The following is a 20,799-nucleotide window of genomic DNA, read 5'->3' as shown; positions in this document are numbered from 1 at the left end:
TACGTGGCTTATGTGGCCAGTTTATCGCCGGGCGCGGCGGGCGGGGGAATTGTGACCAAATCTCGGCCTTTGCGTGCATGCCCGGCGGTTTCGGCTTGGCGTACGATCAAGAAATACGCAGCCTGCGGGCATGTGGGCTCACGGGAATTGAAGCGTACTTGTTCTGTTTGGGGGAAACAGGTGAGTAGAGCATGTCCATAGCTGAAAGTTCAAACGTTCCGGGCAGTGGCGCCCTCGGAGTATCCGCCGAAGGCGTCTCACGCCGCTTCGGTACGGTCCACGCCGTCGAACACATCGATTTCCATGCGCCGCCAGGGAAGGTCACGGCGCTCATTGGTCCCAACGGGGCTGGCAAGACGACGCTCCTCCTCATGCTTGCCTCGCTTCTGCGGCCCGACTCCGGGACCATCCGGATCAACGGGCTGGACCCCGTTCACGACAGCGCGGCCGCGCGGCTCCGGATCGGCTGGATGCCGGACACACTCGGTGTATGGGAGTCCTTGACCGCCCGGGAAATCCTGGTCCAGATGGCGCGCTTCTACCGTCTGCCCAGGGTCGGTATCGCCCCGCGTGTTGCCGGGTTGCTCGAGCTTGTCAGGCTGGACACCCTTGCCGACCAGCCGGCCCGCGTCCTCTCCAGGGGCCAACAACAACGGCTCAGCCTGGCCAGGGCCCTCATCCACGACCCCTCTGTGCTTCTGCTCGACGAGCCTGCGTCCGGCCTCGACCCGGGATCCCGGGTGGAGCTCCGAATCCTGCTGCGCCGCCTGGCCGGGGAAGGAAAAGCCGTGGTGGTTTCCTCCCACGTGCTCAGTGAACTCGATGAAATCGCGGACGGAGCGGTGTTCGTCAGCCAGGGCCGCACCGTGAAACAGCAGACCCTCGAGGAGGCCGCCCTGCAGGGCCGGCGCTATGCCATCACAGCCCTCGACAACGAGGCCCTCACCGCAAAGCTCAACGAACTGGGGCAGGAACACCGCGTTGAGGCGGGCCGCCGCCCGTCGGTCACCTTGCTGCTGACGCACGACGACGGCGCTGCCGCCCTCTTGGGCGAACTCGTCCGGTCCGGCATCGGCGTGGTTTCCTTCGCCCCGGCAGCCGGTGCCCTCGAAGAGACGTACATGAACCTGGATACGGAGAGGCCATGAGCAACGTGAATGACACCGTGCCGGGACCAGCGGAACCGCAGGGAGCTACGGGTGGCGGAAACGCCGTCGTCGGCTATCTTAGCGGGATCCGCGACGTTGTGGTCCTTGAGATGAAACAACGCTTGCGCTCCCGCGGCTGGTACATCATGTTGGGCATCTGGTTCTTTGTGATCGCAGTAGTGACATGGCTGACCTGGCTAGCCTGGAACGCCAGCATGGAAGCGCGTCGTTCGACGATGCCGCCGTCGGCACTGGCGCAGCAGGACGGTGCCGGGTCCATGATCTTCGAGGTCGTCTTGGCTTTCGTGCTCCTGTTTGCCCTGCTTGTGGCGCCCGCGCTGTCCGCCAATGCCATCAACGGCGACCGCGCCGGAGGCACGCTCGCCATCCTGCAGATCACTTTGTTGACCCCGGGCCAGATTCTCTGGGGCAAGTTCTGTGCGGGGTGGCTAGCGGCACTCGCCTTCCTCGCGACGAGTGCCCCGTTCCTTGTCTTCGGAATGTTCCAAGGCGGGCTGACCCCGGGGCACGTGGTGGTTTCCTTGCTGATGCTGGCGGTGGAACTGGCCGTTGTCTGCGGGATCGGAGTGGGGATTTCCGCGCTTGCAGGGCGGCCCTTGTTCTCGATCGTGGTGAGCTACTTGGTAGTTGCCGCACTGGTGGTCGGATCGTTGATTTCCTTCGGACTGGGAACGCAACTGGCGCAGGGCACGGTATTGGCCAACTCTCCCGTTGGCCGTGGTGTCTTGTATGCGCCGGTGCAGCCGAGTCAGCAGGGGCAACCGCTTGAACCGGCGCAGCCGGCCTATACCTGCGAGGGTCCCTTGGTGGAGCACCCGGCCGCCCGGACCGAACGCGTGGCGTGGATGCTCGCGTTGAATCCCTACGTGGTGGTGGCCGACGCCATTCCGTATCCGGACCGGAACGGGTCGGCGTTCTATTCGGTCGGCATGATCGAAGGCATCAGCCAAGGCGCCAGGTCCGCGCTTGCTGGCCCGGACCACTCCTACCTATGCGCAAACGGCGTGCCGCAGCCGCAGTACCTCAAGCAGACGACGCCCTTGTGGCCACTGGGACTCGGCCTGCAACTGGTCCTGACGGGGCTGCTCATGTGGCTCGGCTGGCGTTCGCTGCGGACGCCCGCAGGCCGGTTGGCCAGCGGGACGCGGATCGCCTAAGCCGCTACATGAGGGCGTTGCGGCGACCCTCGAAGGCCCTTCCCAGGGTAACTTCGTCCGCGTACTCCAGGTCTCCGCCCACCGGGAGGCCGGACGCAAGCCTGGTGACGGTGATGCCGATCGACTTCAACATGCGGGCCAAGTAGGTGGCCGTCGCTTCGCCTTCAAGGTTGGGGTCGGTCGCGATGATGATTTCCTGGATGGCGCCGTCGTTGAGCCGGGTCAGAAGCTCGCGGATACGGAGTTGCTCGGGCCCGATTCCGGCGATCGGATTGATGGCGCCGCCGAGGACGTGGTACCGGCCGCGGAAGGACCGTGTGCGTTCCACCGCCAGGACGTCCTTGGATTCTTCGACCACGCAGATCACGGAGGGGTCGCGGCGCGGATCGCGGCAGATGTTGCACAGCTCCTGCTCGGTGACATTGCCGCAGACCGTGCAGAACTTCACGCGTTCCTTGACTGTGGTGATGGCCGCGACCAGCCGCTTCATGTCCTCGGGATCGGCCTCAAGGATGTGGAAGGCCAGGCGCTGCGCTGACTTCGGCCCGACGCCGGGGAGCCGGCCGAGCTCGTCGATCAGCTCTTGTACTGCGCCTTCGTACACAATGTCCTCGTTCGTTTGGTGTGGACGCCGTCGCTGTTCGGCGGGCGTCGCGGTTTGGTGGCACCTTACTCGGGCGCCGGCGGGCTCTTAGACAGGGTTCCTTGAGGTTCCCCGCCGAACACCTTGCGGGCCCACGCAGGGTGTTGGGACGGCGTCTCGTTGTTAGCGGCGCATGCTGTCCAGTGACCGTTCTTCCAGTAGCTTTCCGCCCAGAATACGCTCGACGGCTGCGCGTCCAAAGACTCCCGACTCCTCGATGGTTTCATCGTCGGCACTCGGAATGTCCTCCACCACGCTGCCAGGCGCGACGGTTGCCCGTGCCGGTGCTTTCTCACGGCCGGCCATGGCTTCCGGGCTGTTCGAAAGCCGTTGGTAGAGGCTCTGCTTCCCGGTTCCCGAAGGCACCGGCACTGTTGCGGGGGTTGATCCTTGGGCAGGGGCGGGTGCAGGCGAAGGCGCGGGTTCGGCCGCCGGCGCGGTGGCCGGTGCCGGCACTGCAGCCTGCGGCTGGTTTGGAATCTGCGCTGCGGCAGGTTCATAGACGGGACTGGGTGTCGTCGGGGCAGATGAATTGGCGTGACCGTCAGGATCGGCAGAGATGCCCGAAGCTGTGGAGCCAACGTTGGACTCCGTGCCGACCACCCAGGAACCCGGCGCGTGCTCGACAGCCTTCGACCATGGATCTTCCGGGGCCTTGGACTTCTTCTCCGAAGATGCTTGGGTGGAGCGCTTGCTCGTGGGGGCAGAGGTGGCGGGGGCTGAGCTGTTCTGCGCCGAATCAGCGCGGGGCGAAGGGGCTGGCGAAGGTGCGGCCGGCTCCCAATCCATGGGCGGTTCTTCGTCAAGCGGGGGAGCGTCTTCGTCCCGCGGGGGACCCCAATCATCGTCCGAGTACGAGTAGTCCGCGGCCAGGTCTGTCGGTGCCGTTGGGGACGACGCAGTTGCTGCGGCGGACGATGCCGGGGCAGCTGCCGAAGCGGAAGCCTGCGCACGGGAAACGGTTTGGGTCGGAGCGGCCTCGGGGGCTGGTGCCGGGACGGCCCTTTCGGCTTCCTGGGCGGCAGGGCTTTGTGCCGCAGGGGCAAGTCCCCATGCGCTGTCCACGGCGGATGACACAACGGGAGAGGCGCCACCGCCTACAGAGGGCGTCGGGTCAGCCGGTGCTTTTGGGTTTGGTTCAGAGCTACCTGAGCTGTTGCCGCCGACGACCGAAGTGATCTGGCAGTCGATGCCGATCGTCTTGTGGATTGCCTGGCGAAGGTTCTCGGCATGGTCTGCTCGGCTGAAAGCGCTCGCAAGGCCGTCAGTGCTGAATGCCAGAGTCAGAAGTTGGCCGTCGAACTGCGCCACCTGTGCGTTCGCTCCGACCAGAGCCCAGCTGCTGCGCTTGATCTTGGTCAGCGTCTGGAGGATCTCGGGCCAAGCCCGCCGGATCACCTCGACATCGGCGCCCCCGGTGGCGGGCCGGGAGGGTTGTGCGGGGGCTGACGGTTGTGCGGGGGCTGACGCCTGGGCCCGGGCAGGCTCGGGCGTTTGGCTAGGCGCGGCCGTTTGAGCTGGTGCGGCCAGGGACTGGGTCCGGTCCTGATCTGCCGCTGGTTGAACGGATGGCGCCTGGGCAACCGGGCGCGCAGGGGGAGCTTGAGCAGGAAGCTGACCAGGAGCTTGGGCAGCTTTTTCGGGAGCCGGACGGCTGGCCTGTTGCCTGGATTCATCCACGGGCCAGTCAGTAGTGGAGACCTGTGGCGGTGTCAGTTGTTCCTTGGACGGTTCGCCGGAGGCAGGCGAACGGCCGGGCGCGGGAGCCTCAGCGACCTCGGATGGCGAGGGCGCCGGTGGCACGGGCGCTGGTGAGCCGGGCGGTGGTGAGGCGGGAGCGGGACTGGCGGCCGCCGTCGGGCGCTCCACTGCTTGATCCGCCGGGCGGGCGGGCGGCGCGGCGACAATCGAAGGAGCCGCGGCAGCTTCCGGCGGCGTTTGGGCTTCCCCGGGAGGAAGTGCCCCGCCGTAGTTGAGGCGGCGTTCGACGCGGTCGATCCGGGCGGCGATGCCACGTTCGGTCTGCTCGGAACTGGGCAGCAGGATGCGGGCGCAGAGCAGTTCGAGATGCAGGCGGGGCGAGGTGGCGCCGGTCATCTCGGTAAGCGCGGTGTTAGTGACGTCCGCGGCACGGGAGAGCTCAGCGGCACCGAGGTTGTTGGCCTGGCTCCGCATGCGGGCGATCTGGTCCGCCGGCATGCCGCGGAGGATGGCTTGGGCGCTTTCCGGCATGGCCTGGACGATGATGAGGTCGCGGAACCGCTCCAGCAGGTCCTCGACGAAGCGGCGGGGATCGTGCCCGGTTTGGATGACACGGTCCACGGCACGGAAAACGGTGGCGGAATCGGACGCGGCGATTGCCTCGACGACGTCGTCGAGCAGTGAAGCGTGGGTGTATCCAAGAAGCGCGACGGCGAGTTCATAGTCCAGGCCGTTGGGTCCGGCGCCGGCCATGAGCTGGTCAAGTACGGAGAGGGAATCGCGCACCGACCCGCCGCCGGCCCGGATGACGAGGGAGAGCACACCGGGAGCGACGGGCACATTCTCCTGTTGGCAGAGAAGCTCGAGGTACTGCATCAGCGGCTCGGGCGGCACCAGCCGGAAGGGGTAGTGGTGCGTGCGTGAGCGGATGGTGCCGATGACCTTGTCCGGCTCCGTGGTGGCGAAGATGAATTTGATGTGTTCCGGCGGCTCTTCGACGATCTTCAGCAGCGCATTGAAGCCGGCAGATGTGACCATGTGGGCTTCGTCAATGATGAAGATCTTGTAGCGGTCCCGGACCGGGGCGAAGGTGGCGCGTTCGCGAAGATCTCTGGCGTCGTCAACGCCACCGTGGCTGGCGGCGTCGATCTCGATGACGTCGAGCGAGCCGGAGCCGCCGCGGGCCAGCTCAACGCAACTGTTGCATTTGCCGCAAGGAGTGTCTGTGGGCCCTTCGGCGCAATTGAGGCAGCGGGCGAGGATGCGGGCGGAGGTGGTTTTTCCGCAGCCGCGCGGGCCGGAGAAGAGGTAGGCGTGGTTGACCCGGTTTTTGCGCAGGGCCGTCATGAGCGGCTCGGTGACGTGTTCCTGCCCGATAACGTCCGCGAAAGAATCGGGGCGATATCTGCGGTAAAGCGCAGTAGTAACAGTCACAGGGGAAACCTACCTATAGGGACTGACATTTAAATAAGAGACCCCTCATGCACCCGCCAGAGCCCATCTACCCTTGCTACCTTCCGGTCCTGGGGGAGTTCAACAGGATGACGCCACATGAGGGGCCGTCGACAAGCTTACCCGAAGTTTTCGAGCCCTCCGAATTTGCGGACATGTGCCTTGTGAGCGCCAAAAAATGGACATGTCCCCTTGATGCTCGGTGGTACCAAGGGGCATGTCCCTTGTGTGAGCCAAGGACTGGACATATTGGGATTATGTCCAGTGCTCGCTAGCAGGGGAGGGCATGTCCAGTGGTTAGCGCCAACCGTTCACTGGCCACGTCATGAATGCGGGCTCCTCATATGGGTGGGCTGAGCGTAGGGCCTGCACTACGGCGTCGAGCATGTCCGCTTCAACTACGCACTCGACCCGGATTTCCGGTACGGTCTCGCCTTGCCCCACGGCTCCGACGAACGGCTGTGCCCCTGGCAATGGAGTGAAACGTCCTGTGCCGGGAGTGGTGAAGGAGCAATGCGAATAGTCGCCGATTCTGCCCGCCCCGGCATCGCCGATTGCGGCCAGCAAGGTCTCGCTGTGTGACACCGGGACGTAGACGACGAGGGCGTGTATCTGGCTCATGGCACCATCCTGCCAGCGGCCGCCCAAAAACAGGTCAAAGGATGGTTTCTGATCTCCATTGCCAAACCGCTGAACGCAGCGGACTATGGGTATGTACACCGATTGGGGCAATCTCAAGATTGTGAGCTGCAGGGCCTGGTTTCAGGGGCTGGACCCAGCAGCTCAACGGAGTGCCGGAGGAATGGACGCATTGGGGGCGTCCATTTTTACGTTTAAGCGCAGGGTGGGGCGGCTCGGCACGATGAAAGTCCCGATTGGGCGATGCTGAAATTCTCGGGTACAGTGGAGTCTGCTTTTGATTCAGAAGCATGGAGAATTCGCCTAGCGGCCTATGGCGCACGCCTGGAACGCGTGTTGGGTTAACGCCCTCGGGGGTTCAAATCCCCCATTCTCCGCGAGAAATGCCCCTAGATTTCAACGATCTAGGGGCATTTTTGCGTCTACGTTGACACGGAGTCCGGATTTGTTGACAGACCTCGGCGTTACAGTGCTCCTATGGCAAGCATTCGAAAGCGTGGACGTGCAGATGGGACAGCCTCATACGCCGTTCTCTGGCGTGACTCAGACACCGGCAAGCAAACCTCATACCCGTGGGAAAGCGAAGCGGAAGCGCTGAGGTTCAAGCGCCTAGTGGAGGCCAATGGCAACTCGCTGAGTGCGGTAGAGAAGATCCTAGAGAAAGTAGCCATCGGAGGACCGACCGTGGCGGAGAACCTCCTTCGGCACGTCGAGCTGCTTACGAGTGCCGGCCCGGACCAGATCAGGCGCTATGAACGAGCGATCAACAACTACTTCGGTGGGCGTATTGGCAAGATCCCTGTTGCCGCTGTCGAGCACGAGGACGTCATCCTTTGGGTCAAGTTCATGCAGGGGAGCACCTACAAGGGCAAGTCACTGTCGGCCAAGACGATCGCGAACCATCATGGGCTCTTGTCGGCGTCGATGGAGACGGCCATCCGGCTCAAGCATCGCACCGACAACCCGTGCCGTGGCATAAAGCTGCCCAAGGATGACGCGACCGAAGAGAAGATGTACTTCATGACGGCTCAGGCATCTCTTGAGATCGTCAACGCGCACCCTGACCGATACCAGGTGTTCGTGTCGGGCCTTCGCGCGACCGGAGCCCGCTTCGGAGAGGTGACGGCGTTTTTTGCAGATGACTTCGCCCTAGACAGTGCGACGCCCTCGGTGCGCGTTGAGCGGGCATGGAAACGTGACGAGAACAATCGCTTCTACCTCGGGGCGCCGAAGACCAAGAAGTCGCGGCGGACGATCAGTCTCCCGCCGTCATTCGTCCGGGACGTTCGCCCGATTGTGGAATCCACACCCCCTGGGCAGCACGTCTTTCGAACCACGTACGGAGGCCCCATTCGGCACTCGACGTTCTGGCAATTCTGGAACAACGCTGTTGAGACGCTCAAGTACCCTAAGGACGATCGGCCGCGCATTCATGACATGCGTCACACTCACGCGTCACTGATGCTCGCCGGAGGCATGAGCATTTACGAGCTGTCGAGGCGGCTCGGTCATGAGAGTATTCAGACAACGATCGACCGGTATTCCCACCTCGTGCCGGACGCTCACTTCCGGGCAATCGACATCGCCGAGAAGGCGTTGGAGGCCTAAGCGTTCACCTGAGAAGATTGCGTCGAACTTAAGATCGACGTATTCGAAGGCGGCAGTCTAATGACCAGAAATTCAGAGTCCTATGCCACGACGCAGGACATGGCCGCGAAGTACCGTCTCAGCGACCACACGGTGCGGCGCAAGGCTCAGACTGGGGAGTGGCCATGTGACCGCATCGGGCGGCTCTACCGATTCTCCCCAGACCAGCAAGACGAAATCGCGCAGATCATCGCCGGAACGCGACCTGGCGGCTACGACAAGGACCGTATCGCCGCCGCACTCCGAAAGCTCTCTGACCAGGATGACGTCTGAATAACGGCTACGTGCCCACACGCGGACCGGTTACCCAGCTTTGGTCACTCATGCGTGTCCTTGTTCATCTCGCGCGTCATTTCGTAGTAGGACTTGAGGCGCGGAACTGGATACTTGGTCAGGCCGTGAAGCCTGCGGATGCTGGTCGCGTCGCGCGTGAGCCCGTGGTCATGGAGTACGCCTGACGCCTTACTGATTATCGAGCTGAGGCGCACGATTTCCGCGCGCAAGGCTTGGATTTCATTCCAAACTTCGACTTGAGGTGCATCGAGCCAGCCCCTTATGACACCGGCCGCATCGGCCAGATCTTCGATGTAAGGCCGCGTTGAGGATCCGCTGAGCGTCATATGCGGCTCGTCAGCGATTCCACGCGCCACGTCAACTAGGTGCTCTTCGGCGGCTTTCTCCAGTTCATTGTCGAGGTACGTGAGCATTCTCGGGGCGTCGCTCACGGCAAGCCGGCGCATAAGCTCCAATGTTTCAGCAAGGGGCATGACGAGTTCACCCTCGTCCTCAAAACATAGGTTTCCTGTGAAGTCAGCCCATCGTATTGAGTGAATCTTCTCGAAGGTGCCCGGCTGGGCAACGGCTGTCACCCCTGGCCAGTTCCACGCCCAGTAGTTGACGGAGTTGGTCGTATCGAAGCATCCGAACACGAGCCCGGCAACTTCGGCTTGGACGTCAGATGCGCCCAGCGAAGCCGCTGCCACCGCCTCCCACTTTGCTTCGATGTCTTTGAAGGGGTCAAGATCCTCCCACGGGCATTTCAGCCTGCCGATCGGTGCCCACATCTCTTCGCCCTCTTCCTCTGGTGCGAGGAATGCAACGTAGGCACGTTTCGGATACTTGACTCCAAGCTTGACTACCCGCACCTTCTGGAAGTCGGCGTTCTTGCCGCTGCGGTAGGCCCAAAGCGAGTCCAGGGACAGTTCTGATGGCTGTTTGACCATTGATGGAATCTACCAGCCGTCGCATCATCGAGAGGACCTGCCGCATGAAATTGCAACTCCAAATCGTTTCAGTTGATCCGCAACAATGAAGGCATGACCTACTTCAAGACTCCGGCCGAGGTTGCCTCGGAACTAGGGCTAATGGAAGCGACGGTTCGCCGCCTTGCCCGCCAATACAAGACGTTCACCAAGGTCGGAGGGCGGGTCATGCTCACGTCGGAGGATGTCGAGGACCTCATTGCCAAGATCAAGAATCCTCCGAGGCCGGACGGAGAATATGACGCGTTCGGCTTTCCCGTCAAAGCCAATGACCCGTTCGCTTGAAATGCCACGCAATAGACTGTTGCGGTGGATATTACTTGCACCATCGAAGCACCGGACGGCAGCTTCAGCCATGTCACCGAGACGGCCGCGAGCTATGAGGAAGCACTGGCCGCAGCCCGGGCTCAGATGCTGAAGGGAAGTCGGATGATCGCGATTAGGACTGACAGTTTTTAGTCTGTTGGTCCTATTCCTTCGGGACGAACCGACGTAACGTTGTCACACTGGGGACAAGCTTTTTGCGCTACTCAAATCGAAAGGATGAGTAAATGCGTCCCTCAATACACGAAGTTTTCCGCAAGCTTGGTTGGGCATTGGTTATGTCCTTGGTCCTGTCAGTCTTGTCGCTCAGCGCACCGGGTGTCGCCACTGCGGCAAGCACCCAAACCTCCGTTCAGTACACCGCCCACAGCGCGTCCGCTTTGCTCGTCGCGCCGAATACTGCATCGGCCATAACACCGACTGCTTGCGGGGCGAACTGTACCCCGCCACCTCCTACCGGTGCCCACGCCCGGGCCTGCGCGGCTCTGGCCTCGTTCATCACCTACCTGGAATCCCATTCTGGTAGATCCATCCCGACCCGCATCGCCGACAGGCTCATTGCCATAACCCAACGGACCATGGACAGGCTTGGCTGCTAGCCATCTTGACCGGGGAACACACCCCGAATGTCTGCCTGCGGTGGCAGACTCGGGCTGTGGAGGAAAAGAAGTTCTGGCAGCCGCCGCGTGCGCATAGGCCAACGCCTGTGGTGCCGCCTGTGGATCCGGCTGCCGTGGATGGTGCGACGATGCCCAAGGAGCCGCTGCCGGTGTTGGTGATGCTCGATTACAACAACGGGCAAAGCCACGAGGTGCCAGCCTTCGCATACGGATGGACGAAGACGCTCGTCCTCGTGAGCGTGCCCTGGCCGATGGATTACTACGAGGGCCGCAAAGAAGTCTGGGTGGAAGCATCCAGGGTGCGGCGCCGGACAATCGACCCAAGAGTGCGTTAAACACAAAAACAGCCCCTCACCGTCTGGGCGGTGAGGGGCTGCTCTCATGCCGGCCACCCCTTTGTTACAGGGGCTGCATCCCGGCAAAGGTCCGGCCTGGGACCGGGACACAGCCTATGCGTCACCGAGTACAAATTGCAAGCATGCTTATGGTTCCCCGCCGGGACTAGAAGCAGCCCCTCACCGCGGGGTAAATGGCGAAGAGCTGGCGTGTAGTCGTGGGCGCGGTACACGGCCTTGTGGCGTCCCGGGGCTATCGGTTCAGGACGTAGGAGACCACCACGGTGGTGGCTGTCGCGAGCAGTCCCAGCAGCACATACGAGAGCATCCTGAACTGGCGGGCGCGCCGGTTCTGTCTCTCGAAGTTGCTGTGGTACCTCGAATATCTTGCCGCCATCCCCATCATCCCCAACCCTCATGGTTCGCCTGAGACCCACAGTAGAAGCCTCACGCGAATTGACAGGAATAGTAATGAAAGAAGTCCTCAAAGTGAAGGCAAGCAAAGGTAGGGAGAAGCGGCCGGACTGGACCAGTCGTGCGCGAGGGTACACGGCCCGCTAGGTTGCCGACTTCCCAAACCCACAGGACCTACATCCCGGCGCGACCGGGTTGGTCAGCATTCTTGATTGAGCGCCACCTTTACGAATGCTGCGGTTTGGTACGCGTACATGTAGGCCCATGAATACGGGGCATCAGGTGACGACACCAAAGGTAGATCCTTCTGGTATGAAACCATGCTCAGCTCGCCGTGGAAGCAGCGCTGCACTATGACCCGGGCTCGCGTGACATGGTACTGGGCGGTGAGCACATCGGCGCTCGTCCACCCGTATTTTTCCGAAAGAGTTCGGAGCTCTCTCGCTTCGCCCTGCGTTGTGCCGGGATCCGGGTTGAAGCAAATGATTCGATACGGGCGCTTTTCATCACAGAGAGTGAGGCGAGGGGAGCCGGCCACGCCTTGTGGAACAGAAACTACGAGCGTATGCGCGTAACCGTGGTCCATCAGCTTCTCGGCGTAGTCCACGCGGTCATCAGCAGGTCCGAGTACGAGGAGCACGTCGGCGTGTTTCGGGGCATCAGCTGCGGGCGCTACGTAAAGAAACAGGCCCGCAGTTGCCCAAAGCAGGACTGGGGCTACGCACCAGGCGATGATGCTGATGATGAGCTTGCGCCGTCTTCGGCGGGGCGCTGTTCTTGCCTCCGGAGTACTGGTGCTGGTCATGCAGTCCTCTATCGCTTGGGGATGGAAAGGCGCCATTGCCCGCACATGGATTCTATCTGCCAAAGGCTGCTCCGATCCGTCGGCGCCCAAGATGAACCTCTCTGCTTCGGACACAACAAAAGCAGCCCCCGCTCCTGATGAGTCGGGGCTGACGGTGTACACGGCCCGCTAGGTTGCCGGCTTCCCCAATCCCACAGGGCCTGCATCTCGGCGCGGATCCGAGCGTGAGCTCGGATTGGGAGCGTATTGCCGCTGGCCGTCAGTAACAACGGGCATCTAACCGCCCGACCCCTTACACTTGGGGCATGATTATGGGGGACGCGACATCACTCAAACCGGTCCGGAGGCGCGCCGAGCGCATCGAGAGCATTCAGGCAATGCGCGGCATAGCGGCAGTTTTGGTGGTAGTAGCCCACAGCATCGCCTTGGCTTTTTCGGGCCGCGCCCGCGAGGGATGGGCGCTCGTCGCGCACCTGGGCAACTTCGAGCACTTCGGCGCTATTGGAGTTGACCTGTTCTTTGTCATCAGCGGGTTCGTCATGGCCTTCTCGGTCGCATCGTCCAAAGGGCCGCGTGGCGCGGGTGTCTTCCTGGCCAAGCGCTGGGCTCGGATTGCCCCGCCGTATTGGATCGTGGGCGGCGCTATGGTCTTCCTGGGGATCGTGGGCCTGCTGCGCACGGTCAAAGTCGACGCGGGGTCCGTGTTCAACCTCATCATGTTCATCCCGTGGACCGATGCCTCCACTTACAGCGTCCCGCCACTATTTGTAGGCTGGACGCTGTCGTTTGAGTTCTCGTTCTACCTGATGGTTGCGGCGATGGTCGCGCTCGGCTTGGCTCAGCGCATGGGTTGGCTTGCTTTCGCGCTGGTGGCAATCGTCTCTGTCGCGTTGGTGTTCCCGACCGACATTTTCATCCTGCGCTGGTTCTCCAATCCGATCATGCTCGAATTTGCGCTAGGAATCGCCGCCTACCTGTTGTGGTCTTCGAAATGGACATCGAGGCACCGTCGGCTTTGTTTCGCTGGTGGGGTTGCCGGTGCTTTGGCGCTGGCGGCCCAGATCGTAACGGGGTATGGGGGCGTCTGGGACATGGGCGCCGTGCTTGACGGGTCGCAAAGCCTCCCACGCGTAGTGATGTGGGGCATTCCCGCGTTCCTCATCTTCGTCGCCGCACTGCCTATGCGGCTCGGTGCAAACTTCGTCGGAGCCGGGCTAGCTCGGCTCGGAAATGCATCATACTCGCTCTACCTTGTCCACATCCCAGTTCTCTACATCCTCGGCAGGCTGCTCGAGATGTCGCCGATAAAGCTGCCGGCTGACATCATCACGGTCATCGGAGCAGTCGCCGCCGTGACGGCAGGCCTCATCTACTTCCGCTTGGTTGAGACCCCTGTCACGGCTTGGACCATGGGGCGGGTCAAGTCGATCACGGCTGCGCGAACCTGATCATTTGCGGGCAACAGTAGCAGTGACTCAGGCACAGGGTAGAGGCGAAGCTTAGGCGACGCATTGGGACACCGAACCCGGGGACGGGGAACTGCGCGCCGCCGCAAGGGTCTAGTCGTCAGAGCGGTCGGAAGTGCGGCCCAATCCGACTGAGGGGCGGTGGTTTGCCATCATTCTTGCCGTCGTCGGCGTAGTCCTCACATGGCCCGGCATGGGAGCAGCGGACGGTCGCACCACGTTGACCTGAAGTTGCAAAGAAACTAGCCAGTCACCGAAATCGCCAGCGGACCCCATTGGTCACCGAAACGAAGCTCGGCAACTCCCCCGCTGGAGGCCACGCCGAGGTCATAGGTGTACCTTTCCCCCGGGACCAGCTGCGATACTTCCCACTCAATAGTTACAATCCCTGAGTTGGAGCCTCCCTGGGCAACCAGCCGACGCGTTCCGGGCACGTCGCTTCCCCCTCGCCTTAGGAATAGAAAGAGGCTTGAACCTTCGGCAGCTTTGAAATTTGTCGACAACTTTAGGGTGACCGTCCCGGATGGTGGCGAGTCAAAAGATATGGTGGCGTTAGCGTGGTCAACGTCCTCAGAGGAAGACCCCGACACGGTCCTGGTAACAGACGGCGTTGGATTGTAATTCTTTGATGCAAGGCGCCTGACTGGGGTCTGGGTTCCTGAGCCTTGGTCTACAAGAAAATGGAGGACCTCGGTCACATCGCCGGGATCAAAAAACAATTGCCTCGCAGTGGAATCGTTCTTGACGGCTGTTCCAGATGGTGCGCCAAGAATACTGTTATCGAAAGAGCCTCCGTAGATCCTCGTAGAAGGCGCGGCATTGTGCACAGCCGTCGCGAACCCTTCGAAACGAACTCCGTAGAGCTCGGAGTTGATGCCCACGGCAAGATCTACACCGGTTTCGTAGTACTGAATAACCGTGCCGAACATTCGAAGAGTGTCCCCTTCCGTGACCCTGATGGCCGTCGAACCACTGCGGGGCGAGCCTGAGTTGTGGTTGCCATCAAACATGCCCCCGAGGATACGAAGCCCGTTCGTCCCGCGGACATCTAAACCGAGATGGTTGTCAGTCGATTGGAATCCGGAGAGTTCCCCGTATTGACTGCCACTCCCCGCACTATCGAGGAGCAACCCTGTCCCGGCCGTAAATCCGGTAACTGTGCAGTTTTGGATTCGGAAGTTTGAATGGCCCTTAATCCAAATCCCTCCAGCGGCAGTATCATTGCCAACGATTTGCAAATCACGAAATGTTGCACCGCTGAAGTTCGCATTTCCCTCACCCGCTTTGCCAACATCGAAGGCCCACCCGGATGGTGGAGCGATGATCCTCGTTGTTCCTTGGGTCAGGCCAAGACCTTGCGCTGTTCCTCCGGAACCCACGATTGTTGTGCCGGTCAGGTAGCCCGTAACAGGGCGACTTAGTGTGTACGAGCCGGCCTGCAGAACAATTGTTCCGCCTACACCATCGGGCATTGCGTCAATGGCTCTCTGGATGTTCGAAGTGTCAGTTTCAGCGACACCAGAAGGTGCTGGAACACAATAGACGGGCGTTGATGGTTTACAGTCGACGACCAACGGAGGGCTCGTAGCCATCACCTTCCCTAAAAAGATGACGGCAGTGACAGCCAGAGACAAAACCAAAAGAAGCAAAATTACCGATTTCGGCCCGAATCCTCGGTGCCTTGCGAGGCCGCCCATGCGGGAATCATAACCTTGGAAAGCTCTTGGAGCTGATGGTGAGCATGCGCCGCTTTCGGCGCGGCCCTGTTCTTGTCTCCGAGCTGATGGTGCTGGTGAAGCCTACGATCTGTCAGCCGGTCGGGACGAGTGGCGACGAGCCGTGGATCGGTGCTTATCGATGTCGCGGCCAACCCACTTGCGGAAGAACACGATAGAAGACGCAATCCCGCAGAGCGTGTAACCAACAACAGCGTCTCCGATGGCCAGAAAGCAACCCCCCAAAATGCCTATTCCCAATGCCGTCTTGTACCAGGCGTCATAGTCATTCGGCTCTTTTTCCCCAAGGCTGTCTCTCATGCCCTGAGTCTACAACGCGTGGTCGAGCGAGCAGGCAACATGGGCGAGCGAGTGGCAACCAAGTGTAAATCGCGTATGGGTCGGCGATATCTCGGTCAAAAGACGGGTACTCGACACTGATTCATTCACATCAGCCCCATAAGTAACCTGCAGTGAAACCACCACTACGGGAACCTACGAGGGCATCATGGGACTCTTCAAACGACCGACAGAATCTGCGGAAACCGATACTCTAAGCCGCCGTGGCCTCCTTAGATGGGGCGGTGTTGCGGCCGCCAGCGGTGGTGCGCTGGCCATGGCAGGCACCGCACCAGCTCAGGCTGCAACGGGGCCGGATCCTGCGCAACCGGCCCGGGGGGTTGTCTGCTTCACCTGGGATGATGCGTACTCTTCGTGGCCACAGATTTCCCAAATGGCAGCGGACAGGGGGCAGAGGCACACCTTCTGTGTTACTCCGAACCTGATGTTGGACCGTCTTTCCAATGCCGACGTCGTGAACATGCACTCGGCGGGCCACGAGATCGCATGCCATTCCCTGGGCCACCCCAACATGACCCAGCTTAGCCCCGCCCAAAGACTCACGGAATACACCGCCTCACGGTCGTTCCTAGAGAATTTAATCGGCGAACCGGTGACGACATGGACTTATCCGTATGGCTCGGCCTATTCGCCCCCTGGTCGCACACCAACCACGGATCAAGAGCTCTATCTCCGTTACGACCGACTCTTGGACACGTCCGGAGAACCTCAAACCGCGGTATACCCACGATTCAGTACAGGCCCGAGCCCATTCCTCATCAAGCGGTTCGGTTGGGCACAATATCCGATGCAGCATGCGAAGGTCTTGCAGCTAATCAGGCAGGCAGCAAACAGTCCCATCATTGCGGTCATTTACGCCCACGATGCAGCTCCAATGATCGACAACGGATACCTCGCGGAAGCGCTGGATCTCGCCCAGACTCTGGGAGTCCAATGTGTTCAAGCAAAGGAAGCATTCCCGGCTTGCCCATGCAACCTGATGGACCCATCATTTGAAGATCCAAACCTCTACCAATGGAACCTGCAGAAGAACGGCGGCAACGAGTCTGCCGTGGCGGAGTCGGTCATCCTCGCGCCAGACGTCAACATCCCTGGCGCGAGGGCCCTGCACCTGTCAAACCCTGGCCCAACAGGCTACGTGACGGCCTCCCAGACGGTACGAATAGAGGACAACAGGGCCTACTCCCTTTCCTTCCGCGACAAAGTCTCGATCAAAACATCGGGCAATGGAGCAAAAATCTACGCCAAAGTAGTCGTCCGAGGACCCTACTTTGAAGTCCTGAAGGAAGTTTATTCAACCCCGTTCCTCACCAATACCGGGTGGGCTCACAACGAAGTTCAGGTGCCGGCTACGGTCGGGGCATCGTTTGTTGAGGTGTTCTTTGCGATCGAGTCCCTGATAGGGCAGGCATGGTTTGATCATGTCCACTTCGGTCCGACGGTTGATGGAAAGTTCGGCTAGTTCCCTCAGGGCGGGGTCGCGCCAAGCGTTCTTGTCGCTCAAGGTCCCGAAGGATACGGATCTCGGTCGCCGACTGACGCCGTTCTTTAGGCGCTTTGACGGGCTTCGGCGGTGCTGGGAGTGCCAGCGATGCACCAACGACAACGCCCAGAGGGATCATTGCGTAGGGATAGATCACGACGTTGTCTGTGATCATTGCTACGGCAACCCCGGCGAGCCCGAGGGCCGCGGACCAGTGCATCGGCTCACTCGAGCGCACCGCTCTCTTGAAGGTCCTGATGATCAGTATCAAATAGCCAAGGCAGAACAGTCCCAGCCCAACGAACCCGTAGTCATGGAGAAGACGCAGATAGTCGTTGTGGGGGTGTGCGATGCTGCCATATACAGCAGTGACCAGGTCCGTTGCCGAGCCTGCGCCCTTCCCGAATATAGGGCTTTCCATGGCAGAGTTCAGGACGGTCTCCCAGAGAGCTGACCTGCCAGAGGTGTTGAAAGCGATCCCTCCGACGATCAAAGCGCCGTCGCCAGTCTCAAGGAATCGATCGTGAAGCGGCTGGTAATTGTCGATGAGCCAGTTCAGGACCGCGGCGGCACCGCCGCCCAAGAAGAGGATCGAGAAGAATAGCCGCGGCCCTCTTTGCTTCCTAACGGCCACGAACATCAACAGGACCGCTGCTATTGCGAGAGCGACCCTGGAAAGGCTTAGCGCTATGCCAATGAAAGGCAGGACCGGCATGAACCTGGCCAGCGCATTCTTTGGCCGATGCGGGACCATCAAGGCCAAGAAGACAATTGCTGCTAGCGCGTATGTGCGACTTCCGTAGAGGTGGGCCCCGGTCAGGAAGGAGATGACCGCAACGACGGATGCCAAAGCCGCCGAGCGGCGAAGCCACTTTCCGACTCTAGCGATATTCGCTGTGGTGACGGAGACTGCGGTCAACCCTATTGCCAGAATGAACGTCACGAGAACGGCGACGTTCTGAATTCCGGCCATTGTGGGATCGAACAGGACGCGGGCAATGGCGTAGAGCAGGAAGAACGTGAGGGCCAAGGGGATCGGGCTTCGCTGCGTGGGTTTCATTGCCCCGTTCCTGGCGATAAACATCACCGGGGCGAAGAACAGACAAATAACCGCACCACCGAGTGTCAGTGCCCCCGATAGGCTTACGGGCCCGAACCCCACTCCCGTGAACGCGTCCACGGTCACCATCCAGAGGACGGCGAGAGGGACGGTCCACGGGAGGATTGCCTTGGCTGGCGGCGTCACGCGGTTGATAAGGGTTGAGACCATGTCCAGATTTTACAGTGGCGGACCCGCTACCGGTGCGGCGCGGCCTTTCGAGTCTGACCTACGGAGTGGAAACGCGGAAGTTGCGGAGCTTCGCGGTGGTTGCGGATGCCTGGATCCCGAACGACGTGCCGGCGAACGTGCTGTCCTCGACGGTCGTTTTCTGAACGCCGTCAATGTAGGTGATCAGAGTTGACCCGGACACCTTTAGCGAAATTTCGGTGCCGGTCGGGGGTGCGGTCTGCTGCACGGTGGGGAAGTCCGTTGCGGCCCCGGCGACAACCTTCTGAAACGCAAGACGCCCGTCCGAGGCGATTCCGTAGCGGTAGTAGTTCGAACCGTCCACGTACCGGGCAATCAGCCAGTGCTGCGCCGAGTTCGCACCCGCGATTTCAACGGTCGCGGTCGCATCCGATACACCCGCATTGATGACAGCTCGGGTGTTCGCTGCGGCAGTCGGAACTGCCCCCTTGGACACGATGCCGAACGTTCCGGCTGAGGCGGTCCAAGCCTGTCCGGTGTCCGCCGTGGTCAGCGAACCGGTATCGGCCCGGGCGAACGTGTCCGACGCGATCCACGGTGCTAACCCGTTTTTTGCGGCGAGGATCTCCACCGTCTTGGCGCTGGCGGCGGGAGGAAGCGCTGCGACCGCCGCGGCGACCTGCGCGGAAGTCGTATCGAACGCCACAAACGTTCGACCCACGATCTGCCCAGACGCCGGGAACGCCGCCCCACCTACCCATGTATCCCACCCAGCAAGCCCGTAACGGGTCGCAGGGACAAAGCAGGACTTGTAATAGGTGGCGTCCCAATCGATGCCTGGCGCACCCCGGCTGATGAAGTTAGGGCCGGCCGTAAAGTTCAACCCGTCCTGCGAGACCATGGCGTAAAGGTCGCCTCCGGCCCCGTCCGACACGCTGCACATGACAAGTGCCTGCCATTCGCCGCCGACACGCTGCACGTCAACGTGCCAAGGCACGCCAGCGTTTCCCGCGATGGTGCAGACTTCCGGCGTTGTCCAGGGACCCGTGACCGTGGGCGCCGTGGAGCGCACGAACTTGCGGGCCGGTGACGGTTTGATGTCCACTCCGTACATAACCCAAGAACCGTCTTTGAGCTGGAAGTACGACGGAGCCATGATGCGGCGAACGGCAGGGTCGTCCTGCCGGACAAGCGTTTTCGCTGACCAGGTCACACCGTCCGTTGAGGTTTTGAAGACGTGCCGTTCTGCGGTGCCGTAAATGTATTCGCGCCAGAACAGGTACATCAGCCCGGAATTGTCCACGAAAAGGTTCGGGTCGGAGTTGTAGCCGCCCAGTGGGTCGGTCACGGGCGGCCCCACAGGGTTGGTCAATCCGGCGGGTACGGCCCAGGCGTTTCCGTCGTCGGAGCAGACGATGGAGGCGTTCTCGAGCTGGTTGTTGCTGTTCGGGTACGGGGTGAAGGCCATCCAGTATTTGTGCCCGGCCCAGCCGTCTGGGTTGAAGTAGACCGACGGGTGGACCGCGACGCCGGAGCCCTCATAAGTGGGGATGTTCACTAGAGTGCCGCGCGAAGCGTGCGCCTTGGTCGGGTCAGTGATGTTGTGGCCCTGTGCTGGGGAGACTGAGCCCTTTAGGGCAAAGGTGTCCTTCAGCGACTGCGCCTGGAGCCTGGACGGCAGGTGCTCGTCTTTCACCTTCGTGCCGGCGGGGAGGGTGAAGTCGTCTCCGACTGAAACTATTCTTTGCGTCATTTGTCATGCTCCTGTCACGGTGAAAAAGCCGGGGTTGTTTGGGTCTGCGGTGAGTTGGCCGCCAGTGGCGACGAAATAGAATCCAGGGTGGGCCGGGTCTTCCCGCACCGCGGCCCCGCCCGTTGCTCCGGCCGCGGCTTGCGCGGCCGCTTCGGCTGCTGCCTGTGCTGCCAACGCTGCGGCTCGGGCGCTTGTCGCTGATGCTGAAGACGCGGCGGCAGATGAGACCGCCGACTCGAGTTGCGCGCTCGCCGCGGCCGCCGCCATCGACGCGGCATCGGCTGCGGATGCCTGGGCGGTCTCCGCAGCTGCTTTTGCCGCCTTGGCCTCGTCCAGCACCGCCGTCGGCGATGAGAGGAATCCGGTCAAGCCGCCCCCAGACCATTTCACCCTCGGGGTTGGTGCGCGGAAGTTAGGTCCGAACGCGTCCGGCGACGAGGTCAAGGGGTTGGCGAGTGACAACCCATTCGGATCCGTCAGGACAAGCGGCGTGGTGCCGGCCGTGTCCGCCTCGTCGTAGATGGTGATCTGCGCGTTCGGTGCACGAGTGAATGTCACTGCATCAACGAACAGCGGCGCCTCGAAAGGGTAGGTGGTAGGCAAAG

At 61.5% G+C, this 20,799-nt stretch carries 20 protein-coding genes, 1 tRNA gene and 1 other RNA gene; 10 read left to right on the top strand and 12 right to left on the bottom strand.

Annotated features, from left to right (window positions below; all coding sequences use genetic code 11):
- The first annotated feature begins 191 nt into the window (after window positions 1-191).
- Window positions 192-1,148: an ABC transporter ATP-binding protein gene (locus ACSVHC_RS09140; protein ID WP_439180884.1), complete on the top strand. Its 957-nt coding sequence runs from the start codon at window positions 192-194 to the stop codon at window positions 1,146-1,148.
- Window positions 1,145-2,326: an ABC transporter permease gene (locus tag ACSVHC_RS09135; protein WP_437772251.1), complete on the top strand. Its 1,182-nt coding sequence runs from the start codon at window positions 1,145-1,147 to the stop codon at window positions 2,324-2,326. The genes ACSVHC_RS09140 and ACSVHC_RS09135 overlap by 4 nt, the downstream gene beginning before the upstream one ends.
- Before the next feature lie 4 nt (window positions 2,327-2,330).
- On the opposite strand, the gene recR is transcribed toward ACSVHC_RS09135, so the two are convergent.
- The 4 genes from recR to ACSVHC_RS09115 all read right to left on the bottom strand — a co-directional run bounded on the left by recR (window position 2,331) and on the right by ACSVHC_RS09115 (window position 6,743).
- Complete coding sequence (gene recR, locus ACSVHC_RS09130) at window positions 2,331-2,930, bottom strand: recombination mediator RecR (RefSeq protein ID WP_028265726.1); 600 nt, start codon at window positions 2,928-2,930, stop codon at window positions 2,331-2,333.
- A gap of 162 nt (window positions 2,931-3,092) precedes the next feature.
- Window positions 3,093-6,104: a DNA polymerase III subunit gamma and tau gene (locus ACSVHC_RS09125; RefSeq protein WP_437772252.1), complete on the bottom strand. Its 3,012-nt coding sequence runs from the start codon at window positions 6,102-6,104 to the stop codon at window positions 3,093-3,095.
- A gap of 33 nt (window positions 6,105-6,137) precedes the next feature.
- Window positions 6,138-6,234, bottom strand: an RNA gene (gene ffs / locus ACSVHC_RS09120) — signal recognition particle sRNA small type.
- Between the two features lie 185 nt (window positions 6,235-6,419).
- Window positions 6,420-6,743 (bottom strand): YqfO family protein, encoded by a 324-nt coding sequence (locus tag ACSVHC_RS09115; protein ID WP_439180882.1) that lies wholly within the window; start codon window positions 6,741-6,743, stop codon window positions 6,420-6,422.
- A 310-nt stretch (window positions 6,744-7,053) separates the two neighbouring features.
- On the opposite strand from ACSVHC_RS09115, the gene ACSVHC_RS09110 reads away from it, so the two are divergent.
- From ACSVHC_RS09110 to ACSVHC_RS09100, 3 genes are all read left to right on the top strand, one after another.
- A tRNA-Ser gene (locus tag ACSVHC_RS09110) sits at window positions 7,054-7,138 on the top strand.
- A 307-nt stretch (window positions 7,139-7,445) separates the two neighbouring features.
- Window positions 7,446-8,369, top strand: a complete 924-nt coding sequence (locus tag ACSVHC_RS09105) for a tyrosine-type recombinase/integrase (RefSeq protein WP_439180881.1) — start codon at window positions 7,446-7,448, stop codon at window positions 8,367-8,369.
- A 60-nt stretch (window positions 8,370-8,429) separates the two neighbouring features.
- Window positions 8,430-8,681 (top strand): hypothetical protein, encoded by a 252-nt coding sequence (locus ACSVHC_RS09100; RefSeq protein WP_439180880.1) that lies wholly within the window; start codon window positions 8,430-8,432, stop codon window positions 8,679-8,681.
- Window positions 8,682-8,725: 44 nt separating this feature from the next.
- Here the strand turns inward: ACSVHC_RS09100 and ACSVHC_RS09095 are convergent, their stop codons facing one another.
- On the bottom strand, window positions 8,726-9,631 hold the full coding sequence (locus ACSVHC_RS09095) for a hypothetical protein (protein ID WP_439180879.1): 906 nt from the start codon (window positions 9,629-9,631) through the stop codon (window positions 8,726-8,728).
- A gap of 93 nt (window positions 9,632-9,724) precedes the next feature.
- On the opposite strand from ACSVHC_RS09095, the gene ACSVHC_RS09090 reads away from it, so the two are divergent.
- Both ACSVHC_RS09090 and ACSVHC_RS09085 read left to right on the top strand, forming a co-directional pair.
- A complete protein-coding gene (locus tag ACSVHC_RS09090; protein ID WP_439180878.1) occupies window positions 9,725-9,955 on the top strand; it encodes a helix-turn-helix domain-containing protein in 231 nt (76 codons plus the stop codon).
- A 24-nt stretch (window positions 9,956-9,979) separates the two neighbouring features.
- Window positions 9,980-10,129, top strand: coding sequence for a hypothetical protein (locus ACSVHC_RS09085; RefSeq protein WP_439180877.1), 150 nt, complete (start codon window positions 9,980-9,982; stop codon window positions 10,127-10,129).
- 217 nt (window positions 10,130-10,346) lie between these two features.
- Here ACSVHC_RS09085 and ACSVHC_RS09080 read toward each other — a convergent pair whose 3' ends face one another.
- On the bottom strand, window positions 10,347-10,493 hold the full coding sequence (locus ACSVHC_RS09080; RefSeq protein WP_439180876.1) for a hypothetical protein: 147 nt from the start codon (window positions 10,491-10,493) through the stop codon (window positions 10,347-10,349).
- 156 nt (window positions 10,494-10,649) lie between these two features.
- Between ACSVHC_RS09080 and ACSVHC_RS09075 the strand changes: the two genes are divergently transcribed.
- Entirely contained in the window at window positions 10,650-10,949 is a 300-nt protein-coding gene (locus ACSVHC_RS09075) for a hypothetical protein (protein ID WP_439180875.1), read from the top strand.
- Window positions 10,950-11,202: 253 nt separating this feature from the next.
- Here ACSVHC_RS09075 and ACSVHC_RS09070 read toward each other — a convergent pair whose 3' ends face one another.
- Both ACSVHC_RS09070 and ACSVHC_RS09065 read right to left on the bottom strand, forming a co-directional pair.
- The gene (locus tag ACSVHC_RS09070; RefSeq protein WP_439180874.1) at window positions 11,203-11,346 is read right to left on the bottom strand and encodes a hypothetical protein; all 144 of its coding nucleotides are present in this window, start codon (window positions 11,344-11,346) and stop codon (window positions 11,203-11,205) included.
- A gap of 216 nt (window positions 11,347-11,562) precedes the next feature.
- Entirely contained in the window at window positions 11,563-12,168 is a 606-nt protein-coding gene (locus ACSVHC_RS09065; protein WP_439180873.1) for a YdcF family protein, read from the bottom strand.
- A gap of 305 nt (window positions 12,169-12,473) precedes the next feature.
- Here ACSVHC_RS09065 and ACSVHC_RS09060 point away from each other — a divergent pair, with 305 nt between their 5' ends.
- A complete protein-coding gene (locus ACSVHC_RS09060) occupies window positions 12,474-13,616 on the top strand; it encodes an acyltransferase family protein (RefSeq protein ID WP_439180872.1) in 1,143 nt (380 codons plus the stop codon).
- Window positions 13,617-13,876: 260 nt separating this feature from the next.
- On the opposite strand, the gene ACSVHC_RS09055 is transcribed toward ACSVHC_RS09060, so the two are convergent.
- Entirely contained in the window at window positions 13,877-15,331 is a 1,455-nt protein-coding gene (locus tag ACSVHC_RS09055) for a right-handed parallel beta-helix repeat-containing protein (RefSeq protein ID WP_439180871.1), read from the bottom strand.
- Window positions 15,332-15,965: 634 nt separating this feature from the next.
- Here ACSVHC_RS09055 and ACSVHC_RS09050 point away from each other — a divergent pair.
- Window positions 15,966-17,171 (top strand): polysaccharide deacetylase family protein, encoded by a 1,206-nt coding sequence (locus ACSVHC_RS09050; RefSeq protein ID WP_439180870.1) that lies wholly within the window; start codon window positions 15,966-15,968, stop codon window positions 17,169-17,171.
- Here the strand turns inward: ACSVHC_RS09050 and ACSVHC_RS09045 are convergent.
- Genes ACSVHC_RS09045 through ACSVHC_RS09035 form a run of 3 tightly spaced genes read right to left on the bottom strand, consistent with a single transcriptional unit; the run spans window position 17,059 to window position 20,797 of the window.
- A complete protein-coding gene (locus tag ACSVHC_RS09045; protein WP_439180869.1) occupies window positions 17,059-18,462 on the bottom strand; it encodes an O-antigen ligase family protein in 1,404 nt (467 codons plus the stop codon). The two genes, ACSVHC_RS09050 and ACSVHC_RS09045, sit on opposite strands and share 113 nt — an antisense overlap.
- Before the next feature lie 58 nt (window positions 18,463-18,520).
- Window positions 18,521-20,194, bottom strand: coding sequence for a glycoside hydrolase family protein (locus ACSVHC_RS09040; RefSeq protein ID WP_439180868.1), 1,674 nt, complete (start codon window positions 20,192-20,194; stop codon window positions 18,521-18,523).
- A gap of 3 nt (window positions 20,195-20,197) precedes the next feature.
- Window positions 20,198-20,797 carry a hypothetical protein gene (locus ACSVHC_RS09035; RefSeq protein ID WP_439180867.1) on the bottom strand — a complete coding sequence of 200 codons (600 nt, stop codon included), beginning with the start codon at window positions 20,795-20,797 and terminating at the stop codon, window positions 20,198-20,200.
- Window positions 20,798-20,799 lie beyond the last annotated feature (2 nt).

The sequence above is a fragment of the Arthrobacter sp. KNU-44 genome (genome assembly GCF_051843155.1).
Lineage (GTDB): Bacteria > Actinomycetota > Actinomycetes > Actinomycetales > Micrococcaceae > Arthrobacter.
This window is presented reverse-complemented; position numbering and strand designations above follow the sequence as displayed.